This is a genomic window from Afipia sp. DC4300-2b1 (assembly GCF_049895725.1).
Taxonomy (GTDB): domain Bacteria; phylum Pseudomonadota; class Alphaproteobacteria; order Rhizobiales; family Xanthobacteraceae; genus Afipia; species Afipia broomeae.
In genome coordinates, this window is the sequence record NZ_JAFCSX010000004.1 from 622032 (window position 1) to 642966 (window position 20935).

At 60.7% G+C, this 20935-nt stretch carries 20 protein-coding genes; 16 read left to right on the forward strand and 4 right to left on the reverse strand.

All coding sequences use genetic code 11. The annotated features are described in order from the left end of the window. Nucleotides 1–73 precede the first annotated feature (73 nt). The gene (locus ACP7AL_RS19370) at nucleotides 74–760 is read right to left on the reverse strand and encodes an HAD-IA family hydrolase (protein WP_425993547.1); all 687 of its coding nucleotides are present in this window, start codon (nucleotides 758–760) and stop codon (nucleotides 74–76) included. 162 nt (nucleotides 761–922) lie between these two features. On the opposite strand from ACP7AL_RS19370, the gene rpiA reads away from it, so the two are divergent. The 7 genes from rpiA to ACP7AL_RS19405 all read left to right on the forward strand — a co-directional run bounded on the left by rpiA (nucleotide 923) and on the right by ACP7AL_RS19405 (nucleotide 8475). Further along, nucleotides 923–1621 carry a ribose-5-phosphate isomerase RpiA gene (rpiA, locus tag ACP7AL_RS19375; RefSeq protein WP_425993608.1) on the forward strand — a complete coding sequence of 233 codons (699 nt, stop codon included), beginning with the start codon at nucleotides 923–925 and terminating at the stop codon, nucleotides 1619–1621. A gap of 27 nt (nucleotides 1622–1648) precedes the next feature. Further along, on the forward strand, nucleotides 1649–2155 hold the full coding sequence (locus ACP7AL_RS19380; RefSeq protein ID WP_006020018.1) for a DUF2059 domain-containing protein: 507 nt from the start codon (nucleotides 1649–1651) through the stop codon (nucleotides 2153–2155). 19 nt (nucleotides 2156–2174) lie between these two features. Further along, complete coding sequence (gene gor / locus ACP7AL_RS19385) at nucleotides 2175–3560, forward strand: glutathione-disulfide reductase (protein ID WP_425993548.1); 1386 nt, start codon at nucleotides 2175–2177, stop codon at nucleotides 3558–3560. A gap of 149 nt (nucleotides 3561–3709) precedes the next feature. Further along, nucleotides 3710–5098: a class II 3-deoxy-7-phosphoheptulonate synthase gene (locus ACP7AL_RS19390; protein WP_006020020.1), complete on the forward strand. Its 1389-nt coding sequence runs from the start codon at nucleotides 3710–3712 to the stop codon at nucleotides 5096–5098. Between the two features lie 14 nt (nucleotides 5099–5112). Beyond that, complete coding sequence (locus ACP7AL_RS19395; RefSeq protein ID WP_024920969.1) at nucleotides 5113–5466, forward strand: diacylglycerol kinase; 354 nt, start codon at nucleotides 5113–5115, stop codon at nucleotides 5464–5466. 55 nt (nucleotides 5467–5521) lie between these two features. After that, nucleotides 5522–7276 (forward strand): NAD+ synthase, encoded by a 1755-nt coding sequence (locus ACP7AL_RS19400; protein ID WP_425993549.1) that lies wholly within the window; start codon nucleotides 5522–5524, stop codon nucleotides 7274–7276. A 203-nt stretch (nucleotides 7277–7479) separates the two neighbouring features. After that, a complete protein-coding gene (locus ACP7AL_RS19405; RefSeq protein WP_425993550.1) occupies nucleotides 7480–8475 on the forward strand; it encodes an alpha/beta fold hydrolase in 996 nt (331 codons plus the stop codon). Nucleotides 8476–8489: 14 nt separating this feature from the next. Here the strand turns inward: ACP7AL_RS19405 and ACP7AL_RS19410 are convergent, their stop codons facing one another. Continuing rightward, a complete protein-coding gene (locus ACP7AL_RS19410) occupies nucleotides 8490–9620 on the reverse strand; it encodes a DUF2865 domain-containing protein (RefSeq protein WP_425993551.1) in 1131 nt (376 codons plus the stop codon). A 135-nt stretch (nucleotides 9621–9755) separates the two neighbouring features. Further along, nucleotides 9756–10055, reverse strand: coding sequence for a hypothetical protein (locus ACP7AL_RS19415; protein WP_425993552.1), 300 nt, complete (start codon nucleotides 10053–10055; stop codon nucleotides 9756–9758). Between the two features lie 293 nt (nucleotides 10056–10348). Here ACP7AL_RS19415 and cysS point away from each other — a divergent pair, with 293 nt between their 5' ends. The 4 genes from cysS (at nucleotide 10349) to ACP7AL_RS19435 (ending at nucleotide 14405) form a co-directional block, all read left to right on the forward strand. Beyond that, a complete protein-coding gene (gene cysS, locus ACP7AL_RS19420) occupies nucleotides 10349–11758 on the forward strand; it encodes a cysteine--tRNA ligase (protein ID WP_425993553.1) in 1410 nt (469 codons plus the stop codon). A gap of 114 nt (nucleotides 11759–11872) precedes the next feature. After that, nucleotides 11873–12397, forward strand: coding sequence for a GNAT family N-acetyltransferase (locus ACP7AL_RS19425; protein ID WP_425993554.1), 525 nt, complete (start codon nucleotides 11873–11875; stop codon nucleotides 12395–12397). After that, complete coding sequence (cimA, locus tag ACP7AL_RS19430; RefSeq protein ID WP_006020029.1) at nucleotides 12394–13992, forward strand: citramalate synthase; 1599 nt, start codon at nucleotides 12394–12396, stop codon at nucleotides 13990–13992. The genes ACP7AL_RS19425 and cimA overlap by 4 nt, the downstream gene beginning before the upstream one ends. A gap of 23 nt (nucleotides 13993–14015) precedes the next feature. After that, on the forward strand, nucleotides 14016–14405 hold the full coding sequence (locus ACP7AL_RS19435; protein ID WP_425993555.1) for a VOC family protein: 390 nt from the start codon (nucleotides 14016–14018) through the stop codon (nucleotides 14403–14405). A 6-nt stretch (nucleotides 14406–14411) separates the two neighbouring features. On the opposite strand, the gene ACP7AL_RS19440 is transcribed toward ACP7AL_RS19435, so the two are convergent. Then, nucleotides 14412–15017, reverse strand: coding sequence for a TIGR00730 family Rossman fold protein (locus ACP7AL_RS19440; protein WP_425993609.1), 606 nt, complete (start codon nucleotides 15015–15017; stop codon nucleotides 14412–14414). A gap of 221 nt (nucleotides 15018–15238) precedes the next feature. On the opposite strand from ACP7AL_RS19440, the gene ACP7AL_RS19445 reads away from it, so the two are divergent. The 5 genes from ACP7AL_RS19445 (at nucleotide 15239) to ACP7AL_RS19465 (ending at nucleotide 20782) form a co-directional block, all read left to right on the forward strand. After that, nucleotides 15239–17212 carry an ABCB family ABC transporter ATP-binding protein/permease gene (locus tag ACP7AL_RS19445; protein ID WP_024920959.1) on the forward strand — a complete coding sequence of 658 codons (1974 nt, stop codon included), beginning with the start codon at nucleotides 15239–15241 and terminating at the stop codon, nucleotides 17210–17212. Nucleotides 17213–17245: 33 nt separating this feature from the next. Beyond that, the gene (locus ACP7AL_RS19450; RefSeq protein ID WP_006020033.1) at nucleotides 17246–17944 is read left to right on the forward strand and encodes a phosphatidylserine decarboxylase; all 699 of its coding nucleotides are present in this window, start codon (nucleotides 17246–17248) and stop codon (nucleotides 17942–17944) included. A 79-nt stretch (nucleotides 17945–18023) separates the two neighbouring features. Then, entirely contained in the window at nucleotides 18024–18902 is an 879-nt protein-coding gene (gene pssA, locus ACP7AL_RS19455) for a CDP-diacylglycerol--serine O-phosphatidyltransferase (RefSeq protein WP_425993556.1), read from the forward strand. Between the two features lie 245 nt (nucleotides 18903–19147). Further along, nucleotides 19148–19921 (forward strand): motility protein A, encoded by a 774-nt coding sequence (locus tag ACP7AL_RS19460; RefSeq protein ID WP_006020035.1) that lies wholly within the window; start codon nucleotides 19148–19150, stop codon nucleotides 19919–19921. A 30-nt stretch (nucleotides 19922–19951) separates the two neighbouring features. After that, nucleotides 19952–20782 carry an OmpA/MotB family protein gene (locus ACP7AL_RS19465; RefSeq protein WP_006020036.1) on the forward strand — a complete coding sequence of 277 codons (831 nt, stop codon included), beginning with the start codon at nucleotides 19952–19954 and terminating at the stop codon, nucleotides 20780–20782. Nucleotides 20783–20935 lie beyond the last annotated feature (153 nt).

The following is a 20935-nucleotide window of genomic DNA, read 5'->3' on the forward strand; positions in this document are numbered from 1 at the left end:
GGCGCGGTACATTCCTTACGCAAAGGTTAACGCCGGTTCCGAATCTGTGTGAACAGGCAAAACCGTATACCTTTCATTGGCTTGCAAAAGAAGCCGCCAGATTTTTCACGGCCCCTGGCAGTTCCCGCATATGACCGATGACAATGTCGGGTTTAAGTTCCGCGATCGGGATTTCTGTGTACCCAAACGCGACCCCAATTACCGGAATACCGGCCCGGCGCGCAACCCCAACATCCGGGCCGGAATCGCCAACCATGATCGATCTGGAGACGTCTCCGCCGGCCCGGGCGATGGTCTGGCGCAGGATGGTCGGGTCGGGCTTTGCCACACCGAATGTGTCGGCGCCGCAAATCGCCGCAAAGCGCTTTGTCATGTCCAGTTTCGCGAGCAGAAGCTTTGAAAGCCCCTCGAGCTTGTTGGTGCAAACGGCGAACCTGAAACCGCGTCCCTCCAGTTCGTCGAGGGCGGCATAGAGGCCCTCGAACGGCTTGGAAGCGTCCGCGATGTGCTCCCTGTAATAGGCAATGAAGTCGACGGTCAGCCGGTCGATGTCCGCAACGCTCATGGCGCGGCCCTCGAGTTCGAGCCCGCGCTCGATCAGCTTCCGCGCACCGGCGCCGATCATGGTGCGAGCGGATGCAACCGGCACGAGTGGCAGCCCCTCGCGCTGGAGGACGAAATTCAGCGCACCGACGAGATCGGGAGCTGTATCGACGAGAGTGCCGTCGAGATCGAAGACAATAAGGGGGGAGGAGGTCATGGCGGATCGCTAGCGGGCGAAGCCGGATCATGCAAGGGCTGCGGCAGGATTGGACTTATGTCCGGCCTTTTTGGCCGTTTTTCAGTCTCAAGGCCGTATCCACCGCCGCGGAAACCGCGCTATATGCCTCGCGTTCCACGGGAACGGAACGTCGAGGATACGATGTCGATGGACGATCTAAAGAAGCAGGCGGCGGCGCGCGCGGTCGAGCAGGTGCGGGACGGCATGAAGCTTGGGCTCGGCACGGGCTCTACGGCCAAACACTTCGTCGAGCTGCTAGGCGAACGCGTGAAGGCAGGTCTCAAAGTCGTTGGCGTTCCAACATCGGAAGCGACGCGTGCTGACGCCGAGCGCTGCGGTGTCCTGCTGACAACACTGGACGAGGTCGATCGGCTCGACCTTACCGTGGACGGCGCCGACGAAATCGACCCCAATCTCGAGCTTATCAAGGGCGGCGGCGGGGCCTTGCTGCGCGAGAAGATCGTCGCGGCAGCATCCGACCGAATGATTGTGATCGCGGATGAATCGAAATGGGTCCCGACCCTCGGCCGCTTCCCGCTTCCGATCGAAGTCATCCCGTTTGGCCTCGGCGCGACCCGCCGGGCCATCGAGGCGGTCTTTGCTGAAAAAGGCGTTTCCGGGCAAATGGGTGTCCGCAAGGCCAAGGATGGCCATGCTTTCGTCACCGATGGCGGCCACTGGATTATCGATGCCCACCTTGGGCGGATACCGGATTCCCCCAGACTGGCGGCAGCATTGAATTCGATCCCTGGCGTGGTGGAGCACGGCTTGTTTATCGGTCTTGCGCGGACGGCTGTGCTCGCAGGCCCTCAGGGTATTCGCGTTGTTGAACGGCGCTAGTGTGGTGCGCAATTGAGGAGAATTGATATGAGGAAGTTTTCGAACGTTCTGCTCGCGGCAGGCGCAGTGCTGGGCCTGATGCTGGGCAGCGCGGTGGCGCAGGCTCCGAAGCCGCCGACCCCCGCGGCCATCGGCTATGCCAAGGAAATCCTGGCGTCCAAGAATGTCAGCGCGATCTATCAGGGCGCCGTTCCCGGTCTCGTGCAGCGGACCAAGGACGTGCTGCTGCAGGCCAACCTGAACTACCAGAAGGACCTCAACGAGGTTGCAGTTCAGGTCGCGAAGGATCTCGCCGGCCGCGAAAAGGAGATCGGCGAGGAAATGGCGCGGATTTACGCCACGGCCTTCACCGAGCAGGAACTGAAAGAGCTCGCCGCGTTCTACAAGTCGCCGCTTGGCGTCAAGGTGATCGCGCAGGAGCCCGTGGCATTCAACGCCGCGCGTCAATATATGGATCAATGGGCGCAGAAGTTCGGCGAAGAAATCAACGGAAAGTTTCGTGCTGAAATGAAGAAGCGCGGCAAGGAAATCTAAGCACGATCGGAAATTCCAGATGGCGGACTTGGACGTTGATCTGTTCGTAATCGGCGGTGGTTCCGGCGGCGTACGTGCTGCCCGGATCGCCGCCGGTTATGGTGCAAACGTCATGGTCGCCGAAGAATACCGGATGGGCGGCACCTGCGTGATCCGCGGGTGCGTCCCGAAGAAGCTGATGGTTTATGCGTCCCATGTCCGGCATGAACTCGAGGACGCTGCGGGTTTCGGCTGGACCATTCCACCCGCGACGTTTGACTGGCCGACCTTGATCGCCAACAAGGACAAGGAAATCGCCCGGCTCGAGGCGGCCTACACGTTCAACGTGGAAAAGGCCGGCGCCAAAATCGTGAAGGCGCGCGCGACGTTCGAGGATGCGCACAGGCTGCGGCTTTCGACCGGCGAAACCGTCAACGCAAAGTATGTGCTGATCGCCACCGGCGGCGCGCCAAACCACGGCGAAGCCATTCCGGGCATCGAGCATGTGATCTCGTCCAATGAGGTGTTCCACCTCCGGAAATTCCCGAAACGCATCGTGATTCAGGGCGGCGGCTATATTGCGCTGGAGTTCGCCGGCATCTTCGCCGGACTTGGTTCTGACGTGACCGTCATCTATCGCGGCGAAAATATCCTGCGCGGCTTCGACGATGATGTGCGGGCGCACGTTCGCAAGGAGATGGAGAAGTCGGGTATCAACGTGATCACCGGCTGCATCGTCACGAAGGTCGAAAAGCACGGCGACGCCTTCACCACGCATCTGTCGAGCGGTTCAAGCATTGCATCGGACCAGGTGATGTTTGCGGTCGGCCGGCATCCGAATGTCAAAGGTCTCGGACTTGAGAAGGCCGGTGTCGAGCTGAACCCCATCAACGGCGGCATTGCCGTGGATGGTTTTTCGCAGACCAACGTGCCGCATATCTACGCCGTTGGCGACGTCACGCATCGTCTCAATCTGACGCCCGTTGCGATCCGCGAAGGACATGCCTTCGCTGATACAGTATTCGGCAAGCGGCCGACGCGTGTCGATCATGCTGACATTCCGACGGCGGTTTTCACTCAGCCCGAGGTTGGCACGGTCGGACTGAACGAGGCGGAGGCGCGGGCGCAGTTCACCCACGTCGACATCTACAAGACCGACTTCCGCTCGCTGAAATCGACACTGTCGGGAAGCGAATCCCGGATCATGATGAAGCTGATCGTCGATGCCGCGACCGACCGGATTCTCGGCTGCCATATCGTCGGGCCGGAGGCGGGCGAACTGATCCAGGTGGTCGGTATCGCCGTCAAGATGAAGGCGACCAAGGCCGATTTCGACGCGACAATGGCGGTCCATCCGACGGCCGCCGAAGAACTCGTGACCCTGCGCACGCCCAGCGCCCGGCACGTCCGTCAGGCGGCGGAATAGCCGTCTCCTTGCGCCACAGTGAGCGGAAGCGGGCTTTCAGTCCGGGCAAGTCCTTGAGACTTCATGCCGATTTGCATCTGGCAAGACCGTACCCACCTGTGTATAACCCGGCGCATCACAAGATTGCCGTTTCCTGAGGAGTTTCAGTCATGTCCGAGCGGTGGACGCCCGACAGCTGGCGCAAGAAGCCAGTCATGCAAGTGCCAGACTATCCCGATGCGAAGGCATTGGCCGATGTCGAGGCGCAGCTTGCTACGTTTCCGCCGCTGGTTTTTGCAGGTGAAGCGCGCAACCTGAAGAAGTCGCTGGCCCGCGTAGCTGCCGGTGAGGCCTTCCTGCTTCAGGGCGGAGACTGCGCCGAGAGCTTCGCCGAACATGGCGCGAACAACATCCGCGATTTCTTCCGCGTGCTGCTGCAGATGGCGGTGGTGCTGACCTATGCCGGCGCGCTGCCGGTGGTGAAGGTTGGCCGCATCGCCGGCCAGTTCGCCAAGCCGCGCTCGTCGCCGACGGAAAAGCAGGGCGACGTCGAGCTGCCGAGCTATCGCGGCGACATCGTGAACGACAACGCGTTCACGAAGGAAGCGCGCACGCCCGATCCGCAGCGCCAGTTGATGGCGTACCGCCAGTCGGCAGCGACGCTGAATCTGCTGCGCGCCTTCGCGACCGGTGGCTTCGCCAACCTCGGCAGCGTGCATCAGTGGATGCTCGGCTTCCTGAAGGATTCGCCGCAGTCGCGCCGTTACAAGGAACTGGCCGACCGGATTTCCGAGGCGCTCAACTTCATGCGCGCCTGCGGTCTCGATCTGGAGAGTCATCCGGAACTACGTTCGACCGATTTCTACACCAGCCACGAGGCACTCTTGCTCGGCTATGAGCAGGCCTTCACGCGCGTGGATTCCACGACCGGCGACTGGTACGCGACCACGGGCCACATGATCTGGATCGGCGACCGCACCCGTCAGCTCGATCATGGCCACATCGAATACTTCCGCGGCATCAAGAATCCGATAGGCCTGAAGTGCGGCCCGTCGCTGAAGCCGGATGAATTGCTCAAGCTGATCGATGTCCTCAATCCGGACAACGAGCCCGGCCGGTTGACGCTGATCAACCGGTTCGGTTCGGACAAGGTGGACGCGCATCTGCCGCAACTGATCCGCGCCGTGCAGCGGGAGGGGCGTTCGGTGGTCTGGTCGTGCGATCCGATGCACGGCAACACGATCACGTCGACGTCCGGCTACAAGACCCGGCCGTTCGACCGCGTGCTGTCGGAGGTGAAGTCGTTCTTCACCATCCATGCGGCCGAAGGCACCCATGCGGGCGGCGTCCATCTGGAAATGACCGGACAGGACGTCACCGAATGCATCGGCGGCGCGCGCGCGATCACCGACGAGGATCTCAATGACCGCTATCACACGGTCTGCGATCCGCGCCTGAATGCCGAGCAGTCCATCGACATGGCGTTCCTGATTGCCGAACTGCTCAAGCAGGATCGCTCCGGCAAAGCGAAGCCAATGCCGGCCGTCGCGGGCTTCTAATGCTCCGTAAGGTGCTGTCGCGGATGTGGAGCGCCACGATCAACAGCCGGAACGGACTGGCGTTTGCCTTCCGTTCCGAGCAGGCTTTCCGTGAAGAGGTCGTCGCACTTGTTATCGCCGTGCCGCTGGCTTTCCTGATCGGCGTGTCGCCGGAACGCAAGATCCAGTTGATCTGTATCGTGCTGCTGCTGATGGTGGTCGAATTGTTGAACACGGCCATCGAGAAACTGGCCGATCGCCTGACGACCGACCACGACAAGCAGATCGGCCGGGTCAAGGACATGGGGTCGGCGGCCGTCGGCGTCACGTTGGTGATCGCCGGAGGGGTCTGGCTGTTCGCCATCGCGGAGCGCATAGGTCTCATCTGATTTATGCTCATATTGAGCAATTGCGGACTTCTCGCGGAGCGGGCTAAATGCGGTCATGACCAAAGCCACCCAGCTCACGATCACGCTCGCACAGCTCAATCCCATCGTTGGTGACGTCACCGGCAATGCCGCGAAGGCCCGTGCTGCCCGGAAACAGGCGGTGTCCGACGGCGCTGATCTGCTGGTCCTCCCTGAGCTGTTCATCGCAGGCTATCCGCCGGAAGATCTGGTGCTGAAACCGGCATTCCAGGCCGCATGCCGCGCCGAGATCGAGATGCTGGCGCGCGAAACGTCCGACGGCGGTCCGGCTGTGCTGATCGGCACGCCCTGGGTCGAGGACGGCAAGCTCTACAACGCCTGCGCGTTGCTCGACGCGGGGCGGATCGCGGCGCTGCGCTTCAAGGCCAATCTTCCGAACTATGGCGTATTCGACGAAAAGCGCGTGTTCGCGCGCGGGCCGGCGGCGGGGCCGGTGACCATCCGCGGCGTGCGGGTCGGCGTCCCCATCTGTGAAGACACATGGATGGAAGAGTCCGAAGATTACGAGAACGTTGTCGAATGCCTCGCGGAGACCGGCGCGGAAATACTGATCGTGCCGAACGGATCGCCCTATACGCGCGAAAAGAACGACATGCGCCTGTCTGTATCGGTCGCGCGTGTGGCCGAAAGCGGATTGCCGCTGGTTTATCTCAATCAGGTCGGCGGACAGGATGAACTGGTGTTTGACGGTTCGTCGTTCGCGTTGAATGCCGACCGCTCGCTGGCGTTTCAATTGCCGGGGTTCGTTGAAAACATCACGACCGTCCGATGGACAAAGGGCGACGGCGGCTGGACCTGCAAGGGGCCGGTGACGCCGGTGCTCGACGGCGACAAGGGCGACTATGCTGCCTGTGTTCTCGGCCTGCGCGATTATGTGGGTAAGGCCGGTTTTCCCGGCGTGCTGCTCGGCATCTCAGGTGGTATCGATTCAGCGCTGTGCGCGGCCATCGCTGTCGATGCGCTTGGCGCGGACAAGGTACGCGGCGTGATGCTGCCGTTCCGTTTCACCGCGCAGGAATCACTCGATGATGCGGCGAAGCTGACGAAGCAACTCGGCATCCAGTACGAGGTATTGCCGATTGCCGCTGCGGTTCACGGCTTCGAGGACATTCTCAAGCCGGTCTTTGCGGGCCGGGAGCGGGACGTCACTGAGGAAAACCTGCAGGCGCGCACCCGCGGCGTTCTGCTGATGGCTATTTCCAACAAGTTCGGCTCAATGGTGGTGACCACCGGCAACAAGTCGGAAATGTCAGTCGGCTACGCCACGCTCTATGGCGACATGAACGGCGGCTACAATCCGATCAAGGACATCTACAAGACCGAGGTTTTCCGGCTTTCGACCTTGCGCAACTCATGGAAGCCCGAGGGCGCGCTTGGTCCGTCCGGCGAAGTCATTCCGCCCAACATCATCACGCGTCCACCGACTGCCGAATTGCGCGAGAACCAGACCGATCAGGACTCGCTGCCGCCGTACGATGTGCTGGACGCCATTCTTGTGCGGCTGGTGGAGCGCGAAGACTCGGTCGCATCGATCGTGGCCGAAGGCTTCGACATCGACACGGTGACCCGAATCGCGCGTCTGCTCAACATCGCAGAATACAAGCGCCGTCAGGCCGCGCCCGGCGTGAAGGTGACGCGCAAGAATTTCGGCCGCGATCGCCGCTATCCGATCATCAACAAGTTTCGCGACAACGGAAAAGCGCCTGCCGCTCCGGATCATTCGCTGGTGACGCGATCGAGCCGCGGCTCGGCCGAGGCGTTCGAAGGCTGATCAGTCATGCGTGCGCGCGGGAAAAATCCGGCTCATTTGATTTGCACGTATGGATCGGTCATTTTCGCACACAGCTAAGTTTAAAACAGAATTCCGATCGATCCGGATTGCGGCTATGCGCTTCGCCGCAATGGACTCATATGATTTTCGTCATCTAAATCGTCCGGATACTTCGGCGTTGCCGAGATTATCCGGGGGTGAAAATGACGATCGATACCGTTCAGCACAAGTTCGCTCACACAAATGGCATCCGGTTGCATTACGTGGAGGCGGGGACGGGGCCGCTGGTGCTGCTGTGTCATGGATGGCCGGAATCCTGGTATTCGTGGCGTCATCAGATTCCGGCGCTCGCCGCGGCCGGTTTTCGTGTGATTGCCCCTGATCTGCGCGGCTATGGCGATACCGAAGCGCCAGCCTCTATCGAAGAGTATGACATTCTTCATCTCGCGAGCGATCTTGTCGGGCTTGTCCATGCCGTCGGCGAAGACAAGGCGATTCTGGTCGGCCATGACTGGGGCTCGATCATCGCGGGGCCGACCGCGCTGCTGCGCCCGGATATGTTTCACGCTGTCGCGCACCTCAGCGTCCCGTTTCTTCCGCGTCGGGCAGTGCGCCCGCTTGTCAGGTTCTTCAATCTGACGCGCGAGAAGCATTTTTATCAGGATTACTTCCAGCAGCCCGGCCGTGTTGAGCGCGAGCTGGAGGAGGATGTGCGCCGTTCACTGCTGGGCATTCTCTATTCAGCATCAGGCGACTGCCGGCGAAGCGATGCGTCCTTCACGTTCGCGTCGTTTCCCAAGAACACGCGCATGGTCGACAATCTGGCGATCCCTGAGAAGATGCCAGCATGGCTCACCGAAGCCGACATCGATTTCTTTGCCGCGCAATTCAGAAAATCTGGCTTTCGCGGGCCGATTAATTTCTATCGCAACTTCGATCGTAACTGGCTGCTGACACCGTTTCTCGACAAGGCCAAGTTGCGGCAGCCGTCGATTTTCATCGCCGGCTCCCTTGATGGCGTACTGCTGATGGCGGCGGATGAGGTCAAGTCGATGCACGAGAACGTGCCCAACCTGTCCGGCAAGCATATCATCGACGGTGCGGGACACTGGATTCAGCAGGAGCGGCCGGAAGAGGTCAACAAGCTGCTCGTCGACTTCGCCGAGGCCAATCGCAACCCGCGGCAGCTCTTTACGTGAGGGGCGTCTGAACGCTAACGCGCCGGAATAAACGTCGGTCCTACCGAGCGGATCGGCTTGTCACCTGAAGCAGGGGGCGTTTCTGGCGCCGTGCCGGTTGGCAACGGTTGTGCGTTCGCGGGCGTTGCGACGGTGCCTGATTTCTTCTGCGCCGATGCTGGAGCCGCCTTTTGCGGCTGTGACATCTTCTTCGAGCTTTCATCAGTGACGATGATGTCGCCTTGCTGGGCGGCAGCCGCCTTGTCGTCGATATTCTTCAGCGCGTCGGACCAGGTCTGGCCGACCGCTTTGCAACTGCATGACTTGTCGAATGCCTGGCGATATTTGAACGCATTCGGCGACTGCGAATACGGCTGGCCGCTGATCGACACCGCCTGATTCATGTCTTCGCCGGGATTGCGATAGGTGAACAACGTCGCGTCCGCGGCGGGGCACAGCGCCTTGCAGGTGCGTTCATCGTCGGCGAAACGGCTGGGCACAGTGGCGAACGAGATCGGGAAATAGAACCCGTCGCAGCTTCGTGCGCAGACCGTGCGATAGGTGCCGGATGCCGCACCGTTGTCCGTTGGCGCGCTGCCGGGGTTATTATTGCCGCCGAACAGATTGTCGAGGAAGCTTCCGCCGCCGCTGTTGCGAAGTTGTGCCGCGTATTGCGGGCCGCAATTGTTCTGGGCGAGCGCCATCAACACTGAGCGACGCTGGTTCTCGCGTTCCGAGCCGCCAAAGCCGCCGCCGCGCAACCGCTCAAGATTGCCGGTGATCTGATCGAGATTCGACCGCATCTGCTGGATTCGCGTGTTGATCGGGCCGCACTGCGCGGACTGGCCGCTGAACAGCGAGAAAAATCCCGAACTGTCGCAGCCCTGGCGCTTGGCCTGGTCCTGCACGCGCTCCAGTTCGGCCTGCTGCCGGCTCTGCGCCTCTACATAACGCTGGATCTGATCCGCCTTGGCGTTGTCGCCACCGCCGCCGTCGATGGCCGATAACTGCCCGACCAGCCGCTGGCAGATCGGATTTGCGGTTCCGGGCTGGGCCGCCGGTGGGGGCGGAAAACCCTGTTGTCCCATCGCGCCATGGGTCAACAGCGCCGCGCTCACAAGCGCAGCGGTGGCAAAAGTCCATCGCGAGAAAGTAGAATTCGGCAAGCTGTCACGATCCTGGCTGGCCGCGGCGCGGCCGACGGGCTCACATACAAGCTTCCGGCGGCAAGGTCACGTCGATTCAGGGGCCAGATAAGGCAGAGAATCGTGACGAAAAGAAGCCCCGTGGAACCGAGGCTATTAGCGCTGACAGGTGATGGCGACGAACTCACCGCTGCTGCGGGCCCCGCCTGTGGAAGCCGGAATAGCGCCGGTCACCTCATCGGGATCGACGCGGCGGTAACCGGTAGCCTGCGCAAAATCCCGTGACTCGCAATAGGCGCGCGCCGCCGGAGCCCCGCATTTTTCACCCTTGGCAAGACATTCATCGACGCCGTAGCCGTCAGACTGATTGGCAACGATGAAAACGCGGCTGTCGGCGCGGGTCTCGGTCGCGGCAAGCAGGCATACGCAGGCAGTCAGTGTGAGCAGGAATCGCATGGTGGCACCGGTTCGGGAGAAGCACAGGCGCCTCCATTCTTAAGCCCGAACGGTTAAGAATGATTAAGGGCGGCAATTCCGTGGCAACGGGGGTATGAGACGCCGAAATCCTGGAGGTGTGACCTTGACGCGGTCCCCTCGGCTGGACCATTGTGCGGCCCATGAACGGTTCGGTCTCCATTTTCGGCATTTGCCGCGAGATTATTAGCTAGCGATTCGCTGGCTGGAGCCGTCTTTTCTCAAACGAGATCATGGGAGGACGACCCGGCCGCAAGGCAAGGGATTCGATTTCCATGGAGCTCAAGCTCTACGACACGCTGACGAAGGAGAAGCTGCCGTTCCGGCCGCTCGATCCGAAGAACGTGCGCATGTATGTGTGCGGGCCGACGGTCTATGACTTCGCGCATATCGGCAATGCGCGTCCCGTCATCGTGTTCGATGTTCTGTTTCGCTTGTTGCGGCACATCTACGGCGCGGACCACGTCAAGTATGTCCGCAACATCACCGATGTCGATGACAAGATCAACGATCGCGCCGCGCGGGACTTTCCGGGCCTTCCTCTGAACGAGGCGATCCGCAAGGTCACCGAGGAGACGGAAAAACAGTTTCATGCTGACGTCGATGCGCTTGGCTGCCTGCGCCCGACCGTCGAGCCGCGCGCGACCGAGCACATCGCGGAAATGCGTGCGATCATCGAGAAACTGATCGCGGGCGGCAACGCCTATGTCGAGCAGGATCACGTCCTGTTCAACGTCGCATCCGATCCGAACTACGGCAAGCTGGCGCGGCGTTCGCTCGACGAGATGCTGGCTGGTGCCCGTGTCGATGTCGCGCCCTACAAGCACGATGCGATGGATTTCGTGCTGTGGAAGCCGTCAAAGCCGGGTGAGCCGTCATGGCCTTCACCGGGCGGCATTACACCGCAGGGACGTCCGGGCTGGCACATCGAGTGCTCGGCGATGGCGTGGAAACATCTCGGCGAGCAGTTCGACATTCATGGCGGCGGCATCGACCTAGTATTTCCGCATCACGAGAACGAACTGGCGCAATCCTGCTGCGCGTTCCACAACGACCGGATGGCCAATGTCTGGATGCACAATGGCTTCCTGCAGGTCGAGGGCGAGAAGATGTCGAAGAGCCTCGGCAACTTCGTCACAATCAGGGAGTTGCTGACAGGCTGGCGCGGCCGTTCATGGCCTGGCGACGCATTGCGGTTTGCAATGATGCAAACCCAATACCGTTCACCGATCGATTGGTCGTTGGCTGCGTGTGACAATGCATTCAACACGCTAAAAGACTTTTTCAGCGTAGCGGCGCCGCCCTCAGGAGAACCGCCTTCTTCTGTTATCGAAGCCCTGGCTGACGATCTGAATACACCCAGGGTGATTGCTGAACTGCACGCCTTGCGCAAGCAGGTTCGCGACCCGGGAGATGAAGCCGCTGTTGCACTTGGTAACGCGCTCGCGTTTCTCGGTCTCGATGCCGCGCGGTTTGCGGCGTGGGTTGCCAAGGCTGATGCCAGCGCCGTTTCCAAAGCGGGCAATGTCGATGATCTGATCGCCGATCGAGCAGCCGCACGTGCGCGGAAGGATTTCAAGGAATCCGACCGCATCCGCGACGAACTTGCTGCCAGAGGAATCGTGTTGAAGGACGGCAAGGATGCCGACGGCAAGCCTGTGACCACATGGGAGATTGCGCGATGACAAAGCCTGACACGCCTTTTCCCAAGCACTGGCGCTACTATATCGGGATCAAGTGGCTGCTGATTGTTGCCGCCATCGCGCTCGCGCTCAAACTCTTCAACGTCTGGTAAGGCAATGGGCCAATCCATCCCAAAAGTCGGCTTGCGGCCGTTTCTTCCCGAGGACTCTCCGGTGCTCGCGGCGATCTTCGTCGCCAGCATCGATGAGTTGGCTGAGGATGACTATTCGGATGCTCAGCGCGAGGCGTGGGCAGGTGCCGCCGAGGACGAAAACCAATTCGGCAGGCGGCTTGCGGGCCAGTTGACGCTGGTGGCGACCATCGAAAGTTCGCCGGTGGGCTTTGCCTCGCTCAAAGGCAAAGATCATCTCGATTTGCTCTATGTGCATCCGGGCTTTGCGCGGCAGGGCGTCGCCACGGCACTTTGCGACGCACTGGAAAAACTGGCCGGTGCACGCGGTGCGACCGCGCTGACGGCCGAAACCAGCGACACCGCCGAGCCGTTTTTCGTCAAGCGCGGTTATACGGCCCAGCAGCGGAATACGGTGTCGGTCGGCGACGAATGGCTGGCCAACACCACCATGAAGAAATCACTGGGCGGCGATGCGCCGCAAGGCGATATGCCGGGAAGACCATCATGAGCCGCGAGCGTCTCTATCTGTTCGACACGACGCTGCGCGACGGCGCGCAGACCAACGGCGTCGATTTCACGCTGCATGACAAGCAGATTATCGCAAATATGCTCGACGATCTCGGGATCGACTATATCGAGGGCGGCTATCCGGGTGCGAACCCCTCGGATACGGAATTCTTTTCCTCAAAACCGAAATTCGATCATGCGAAATTCACCGCCTTCGGCATGACGCGCCGCCCGGGCCGTTCGGTGTCGAACGATCCCGGCGTCGCGGGTTTGCTCGAGGCGAAGGCCGACGCGATCTGTTTTGTGGCCAAATCGTCTGAATATCAGGTGCGGGTGGCGCTCGAGACCACCAACGAGGAAAATCTCGCCTCGATCCGCGACAGCGTCAGCGCGGCGAAGGCGTCGGGCCGTGAGGTTATGCTCGACTGCGAGCACTTCTTCGACGGCTTTAAGGAGAATCCGCAATTCGCGGTGGCCTGCGCGAAAGCGGCGTACGACGCCGGCGCGCGCTGGGTGGTGCTGTGCGACACCAATGGGGGCACGATGCCGAACGAAATCGAGAGCATCGTCGGCGAGGTTGTGAAGCACATCCCCGGCGATCATCTCGGCATCCACACGCATAACGATACCGAGCAGGCAGTTGCGAATTCGCTGGCTGCTGTGCGCGCGGGCGTGAGGCAAATCCAGGGTACGTTGAACGGGCTGGGTGAGCGTTGCGGCAACGCCAATCTCTGCTCGCTGATTCCAACACTGAAGCTGAAGAAGGAATTTTCCGACAAATTCGAGATCGGCGTATCGGACGAAAAGCTCGCAACGCTGGTTCATGCCTCGCGCGCGCTGGACGATATCCTCAATCGCGCGCCGGATCGTCATGCGCCCTATGTCGGCGAAAGCGCATTCGTCACCAAGACGGGCATCCATGCCTCGGCGGTTCTGAAAGACCCGCAGACCTACGAACACATCACGCCGGAAGCTGTCGGTAACCACCGCAAGGTGCTGGTTTCCGATCAGGCCGGACGCTCCAACGTCATCGCCGAACTGGAGCGGGCCGGTATTCCGTTCGACAAGAATGATCCGAAGCTGACGCGTCTGGTTGAGGAAATGAAGGAGAAGGAAGCGGCGGGCTATGCCTATGAGTCCGCGGATGCTTCCTTCGATTTGCTGGCGCGCCGGACGCTCGGCAAGGTGCCGGATTATTTCAAGGTCGTGCAGTTCGATGTGAACGTCGAGCAGCGTTACAATGCACTGGGACAGCATGTCACCGTGGCGATGGCGGTGGTGAAGGTGGATGTCGCCGGTGAAATGCTGATCTCGGCGGCGGAAGGCAACGGCCCGGTCAATGCGCTCGACGTCGCGCTGCGCAAGGATCTCGGCAAGTATCAGAAATACATCGAAGGTCTGAAACTGGTCGACTATCGCGTGCGTATTCTCAATGGCGGCACGGGGGCGATCACCCGCGTGCTGATCGAGAGTGAGGACGAGGCGGGCGAACGCTGGACCACGGTGGGCGTATCGCCCAACATCATCGATGCATCATTTCAGGCCCTGATGGATTCGGTCGTCTACAAGCTGGTGAAATCCAACGCACCTGCGTAATCCGTCCAAAGAGGAAGCGTCAAATGCTCGATCATGTTTCGGTGGGGGTTGCCGATCTTGAACGGGCGGCGCGCTTTTATGAGGCCGCGCTTGCGCCACTCGGCCTGACAAAGCTGATCGCGCGGCCGGCTACGGTCGGCTTTGGAAAAAGCTATCCGGAATTCTGGATCAATCTGCGTCCGAACATGACGCGCGTGTCGCCGGACAGCGGCACGCACATCTGCCTTCGCGCCAAAACAACGGTCGAGGTTGAAGCGTTTTATGCCGCAGCTCTCGGGGCAGGTGGCACGGACGACGGACCGCCCGGCGTGCGTCCGCATGACCGCGTGAGATACTTCGCCGCCTTCGTTGCCGACCCGGACGGAAACCGCATCGAGGCGGTGACATTTCTCAAAGACGATCAGCCGGCATAAGCCGTATTACAGCCGGCTTGCGACCTGATCATCCATCAGCTTGGCTGCTTCCGGCACCTGCGCCGCGACCTTCTGAAGCGTCGGGAGAATATCCTCAACGCGATCAGCGGTGAGAACATCGACCCACAGGTTGGCGCGGATGAACGCCGTCTGCTTCATGTGATCGATCAGCACGAGCAGCGGATTCCAGAAGCCCGCGATATTGGCGAGCAGGATCGGCTTGCTGTGACGGCCGAGCTGCGACCAGGTCATCTGCTCGACGAGTTCTTCCAGCGTGCCGACGCCGCCGGGAAATGCGACGAATGCGTCGGAGTGCTCGAACATGAGTTGTTTGCGCTCGTGCATGTCCTTCGTGACGATAAGCTCCTGCGCGTCTTTCAGGACGTGCTCCCGTTTGGTCAGAAAGGTCGGGATGATGCCGGTGACCTTGCCGCCATTTTCAAGTGCGCCGGCCGCAACCGCGCCCATCAGGCCGATGGAGCCGCCGCCATAGACCAAGCCGACGCCGTTTTCGGCAAGGGTCTTGCCGAAGGCTGTAGCGGCTTTAAGGAATTCGGGATTGGTACCGGGGCCGGAACCGCAATAAACACAGACGTTCTTGATAGTATTCATCTTATGCGATGTGGCATCGCATTGCGACATCGTCAAGACGCGTATCTTGCGGCGCACAGTCGATTGTTTCTCGAATCGCCGTTTTTTAAGGAAAAGAGCCGCCGGGCAGGGTGCGAAAGGGGCGGGAACGCTCTATATGACGCATATGACTCCACCATGCGATATGGCGGCAAGAGCCGCCTCCGGCAGCGTCCGGCAGCCCCAAGGCGACCGACGCTAAAATGGCCGATCTCTATCCCGCCGAGCCTGCGGAGGCGCTGAATGACGCCCAGCCGGCAGCAGCCACCGAAGTGAATGCCGAAAAAGCCACGCTGTTCGGAACGCTGGCGCATCTATGGCCGTATATCTGGCCGGGCGACCGTGCCGATCTGAAGATGCGCGTCGTCTGGTCGATGGTTCTGCTGCTCATCGCCAAGGCGGCGACACTGTTTGTTCCCTTCACATTTAAGTGGGCCGTCGATGCACTGACCGGCGCCGACACCGCGCCGGTCCAGTCGTCGAACTGGCTGCTGTGGCTGATCGCTTCGCCGCTCATCATGACGCTCAGCTATGGCGCCATCCGCATCGTCATGATGGTGCTCACGCAGTGGCGTGACGGTCTGTTCGCCAAGGTCGCGATGCACGCGGTGCGCAAGCTGGCGTTTCTGACCTTCGTGCACATGCACGAACTGTCGCTGCGCTTTCATCTGGAACGCAAGACAGGTGGCCTGACCCGCGTGCTGGAACGCGGCCGCACCGGCATCGAGACCATGGTTCGCATGGTCATTCTTCAACTTGCGCCGACCATCGTCGAACTGGCTTTGATGATGGGCGTGCTGTTGTGGCAGTTCGACTGGCGGTACGTGCTCGTGACGTTCGTCACCGTCGTCGTGTACATGCTCTACACTTACTACGCGACCGAATGGCGGATCGAGATTCGCAAGCGGATGAACGATTCCGATACCGAGGCCAACACCAAGGCGATCGATTCGCTGCTGAACTACGAGACGGTGAAATATTTTAGCGCCGAGGAACGGGAAGCACGGCGCTACGATAAATCCATGGAGCGCTATGAGCGCGCCAGTGTTCACACTTACACCTCGCTCGCGGTGCTGAATACCGGGCAGGCGGTGATCTTCACGTTCGGCCTCACCGCAACCATGCTGATGTGCGCCGTCGGGATCCGCAACGGCACCAATACGGTCGGCGATTTCGTCATGATCAACGCCATGATGATTCAGCTCTATCAGCCGCTGAATTTCATGGGCATGGTGTATCGCGAAATCAAACAGGCGATCATCGACATCGAAAAGATGTTCGGCGTGCTGTCGCGCAATCCGGAAGTGAAAGATATTCCGGGCGCGAAGCCGTTGCAGATTTCAGCCGGTACGGTTCGTTTCGAAGACGTTCGTTTCTCGTACGATCCTGAACGGCCGATCCTCAAGGGGCTCTCGTTCGAGGTGCCCGCAGGCAAGACCGTTGCCATTGTTGGTCCGTCGGGAGCGGGAAAATCGACAATCTCCCGGTTGTTGTTCCGGCTGTACGATGTCAGCGGCGGCCAGATCACAATCGATGGCCAGAACATTCGTGACGTCACGCAGTCGTCGCTGCGCGCATCGATCGGCATGGTGCCGCAGGACACCGTGCTGTTCAACGACACCATCCGTTACAACATCCGCTACGGCCGGTGGGATGCGACCGACGCGGAAGTGGAAGCGGCCGCGACGATGGCGCAGATCGACGGCTTCATCCGCATGTCGCCCGACGGCTATGAAACCGAGGTCGGCGAACGCGGGCTGAAACTCTCCGGTGGCGAGAAGCAGCGCGTCGCGATAGCGCGTACGATCCTGAAGGGGCCGCCGATCCTTGTGCTCGACGAGGCGACATCGGCCCTCGACAGCCATACCGAACGTGAAATCCAGGACCAGTTGGAAAAGGTCGCACGTGGCCGAACGTCGCTGGTGATCGCGCACCGGCTGTCCACCATCGTCGGTGCGGACGAAATTATCGTGCTGGATCAGGGCCGCATTTCGGAGCGCGGCACTCACGCGCAGCTTCTGGCGGCAAACGGCCTTTACGCCAGCATGTGGAACAGGCAACGTGAGGCCCAGGAAGCGCGGGAAAAGCTGGCCATGATGGCCGACGAGAACATCGCGCCCAATCGCACGCCGCCGCCGGTCGATGATCCGCTGGCAGCGCCGGAAGCCGCAGAATAGTTTTAGGTCAATTCAACGCAGGTTCTTGAACGCATGTCCGTCGTTAAGTCCATTCGCGACCAGATTCCGCCGATCCATCCGGAAGGCTACCCATTCATCGGAGCTTTTGCCTTCGCCAGCCTGATCCTGTTTTGGATATGGACGCCGCTGGGCTGGATCGGATCGGCATTGACGGTCTGGTGCGCATTGTTCTTCCGCGACCCGGTCCGGGTAACACCAGTGCGGGAAGGCATCGTGGTGTCGCCGGCCGATGGCCGCGTCTCGATGGTGGTGCAGGCCGTGCCGCCGGCCGAACTCGGTCTCGGCGACAAGCCGCTGCCACGCATCTCGATCTTCATGAGCGTGTTCAACTGCCATGTGAACCGCAGCCCGGTGGCCGGACGGATCGATCGCATCGCCTACCGCCCTGGAAAATTCCTCAACGCCGATCTCGACAAGGCGAGCGAGGACAACGAGCGCAATTCGTTGGTGATCTCGACGCCGGCTGGCCGGATCGGTGTGATCCAGATCGCCGGGCTGGTGGCGCGGCGGATCGTGTCATTCGTGAAAGAGGGCCAGGTCCTCGGGGCAGGCGAGCGCTTTGGGCTCATCCGCTTCGGCTCGCGGCTCGACGTGTTCCTGCCCGAAGGGGCCAAGGCGCTGGTGTCGGAAGGCCAGACGGCCATTGCCGGTGAAACCGTGCTGGCCGACTTCAAGCTTGGCGACGGCGGCCGCAGCTACCGGGTGGATTAACCAAGCCCGCGATCATCCTCCTGCCGTTTCGCCACAATGGCGAAGCATTGAGGAGATTGCTATATAAGGGCTTATGGACATGCCTTCCGATCCCAGAGCGCCTGATCTGCGCCGTCGCCGGTTTCGCCAGATTCCGATCCGGATGCTTGTGCCCAACGTCATCACGTTGCTGGCGATCTGCGCCGGCCTGACTGCAATCCGGCTGTCGATCGAAGGGCGCAACGAACTGGCGCTGGCGGCGATCGTGTTCGCGGCCGTGCTCGACGGTATTGATGGCCGCGTGGCGCGCATGATCAAGGGGCAGTCCCGGTTCGGAGCCGAACTGGACAGCCTCGCGGACTTCGTCAACTTCGGCGTTGCCCCCGCGCTCATTCTCTATTTCTGGCAGTTGCACGAGCTGAAGAATGTCGGCTGGATCGCTGCGATGATCTTTGCGATCAGTGGCGGTCTGCGGCTGGCCCGTTTCAACGCCACCATGGACGATCCGAACAAACCTGCCTTCGCCGGAAACTACTTCACGGGCGTGCCGGCTCCGCTTGGCGCGCTTTGCGTGCTGCTGCCCATGTACCTGGTGTTCATCGGTGCGCCGCAACTGCCGGCTCCGATTACGGCGGTGTTCACCTTGTCGATCGCGTTCCTGATGGTGTCACGGCTGCCGGTGTTCTCGGGCAAGATGATCGGCGGCAGGATCGCACCGGACATGGTTCTGCCGGTCGTCGTCCTCGTGGTGTTGTTCATCGCCGTTCTGATCAGCTATCCGTGGCATCTTCTGACCGGCGGCTCGCTGATCTATCTGCTCAGTCTTCCTCTCGGGTGGGCGTCCTATCGCGCACATGAGCGCCGCGCGCGCGAAGAAGCCGCCGCTCCAAGCGAACCAAGCTATTCGAGCCCTGCGACGGCAGATTTCAACGTCGTTGCCGATTCCGTTGAGAATGAACGGCCGCCACGGCTGAACTGACCGTCAGCCTCCTTGGCGCGATTATGGTTAATGAATTCCTGAGATTTTTCACGATCGCTTCCACCGGAATGCGGCTTTCCGCATATATATCCGGTGTTTGCGTCCGGTTTCTGCGATGCTCGCGGCAATCTTGCCGCGCCATGGCATCAATTCGATAACCTTTACCCGAACTTAATTGCACCGACGCTAGTGTTCAAATGCGCGCTCAGAACGGGCCGCGCCGTATCGTTGCGTCGGAGTTTGAAATGGATATCGCCACCGGGGCAGGCCTGCTCGCTGGTATTGCCGTTCTCGTCACCCTGATCCTGATGGGCGGCGATTTCCGGATTTTCTACGACATTCACGCCATCATCATCATTGGAGGTGGCTCTTTTGCTGCAACGCTGATCCGGTTTCCTTTCGTTGCCATGCTTCATGGCATGCCGATGGGGCTGAAGTACGCGTTCACGATGCGGCAGACGACATCGCGCGAACTGGTCGACGAACTGGCGCAACTTGCGGAAGTCGCCCGGAAGCAGGGACCCGTGGGGCTTGAAAAAGTCGAAACCGACGATCCGTTCCTTGCCAAGGGAATCCGTTACGTTGCCGACGGCTACGACATGGATTTTATCCGCGACAACCTGGAGCGCGACCGCGACAATTTCCTGATGCATCTCGACGAGGGACAAAAGATCTATCGCGCCATCGGCGACTGCGCGCCGGCGTTCGGCATGATCGGCACCCTGATCGGCATGGTGCAGATGTTCTCGAACATGTCCGATCCGTCGAAGCTGGGTCCTTTCATGGCGGTGGCGCTGCTCGCGACGCTGTACGGTGCGCTTGTTGCGAACCTGTTCTGTTTGCCGATCGCCGACAAACTGCATGTCAAACTGACCGACGAGGATACCAATCGCACCCTGATCATCGACGGAATCCTGATGATTCGCGACGCGAAGTCGCCGACGCTGGTCCGCGAAATGCTGCTGGCCTATCTGCCTGAAAAGCATCGCCATGAAGAGGGCGAGCCGGTTCCGGCTTGATCTTCGCGCTGACGTAAGGCGGCATAGGCCATGGCCAAGAAAAAGAAGGGCGCAGCACACGGGGGAGGTCACGGCTGGTTCGTGACCTTCGCCGATCTCATGGCGCTGCTGATGAGCTTCTTCGTGATGCTCGTCGCGTTCTCAACCCAGGATCAGCAGAAGCTCAAAATCGTTGCTGGTTCGATGCGGGATGCCTTCGGCGTCCAGAACGCGTCGCGCTTCTCGGGTCTCATTGAGTCCGATGGTTTGCCGACACGTCCCAAGATGCGGAACGTTGCGCACATTCCGCCCGAGGAGGCATCCAATAATCCGACGCCGGATCAGGAAGACAAGAACAAGACGGCCGGCGCGCGCATGAAGACCGACCGCGAATTCGCGCTCGCCTCCGCCTCGCTTCGTCAGGCGCTGCAGGACCTGCCGGAGATTTCCGAGTTGTCCAAACACATCATGTTCGAGGAGACCAAGCAGGGGCTCAACCTCGAAATCGTCGATCAGGACGGCCGGTCGATGTTCGCCGACGGCTCCAAGCAGCCTCTGGAGCGGACGCGGCGCCTGCTGCAAAAGCTTGCCGCACCACTCAAGGCCACGCCGCTGCGGGTTGCTATTGTCGGTCACACTTCGGCAGGCTTCCTGCCATCGCGTTCCGGGTATGACGGCTTTGACCTGTCCGCAGACCGCGCCAATGTCGTCCGCCAGATCCTTGAACAGGAGGGCTTGCCGACCTCCCACGTGTTCTCCGTCGCGGGCAAGGCCGATACTCAGCCGCTGTTTCCGGATGACCCCTCGCTGGCCGCAAACCGGCGTGTGACGATTACATTGATGCGCGAGGACCCGCCGCTGCCGCCCAATCTGAGGCCCTGATTTAGGTGTATTATTATACCATCTGACCGTGTTCCGCGGTTCCTGCGGACGCGTCGCATTGGACATCGGATGGCAGTGATATAAGAAGCGCCTCTCCAAAGTGATCGCCGGGCTTGCCGGGATCAAAAGACACCGTCAGGGCGTTCCTTCGAT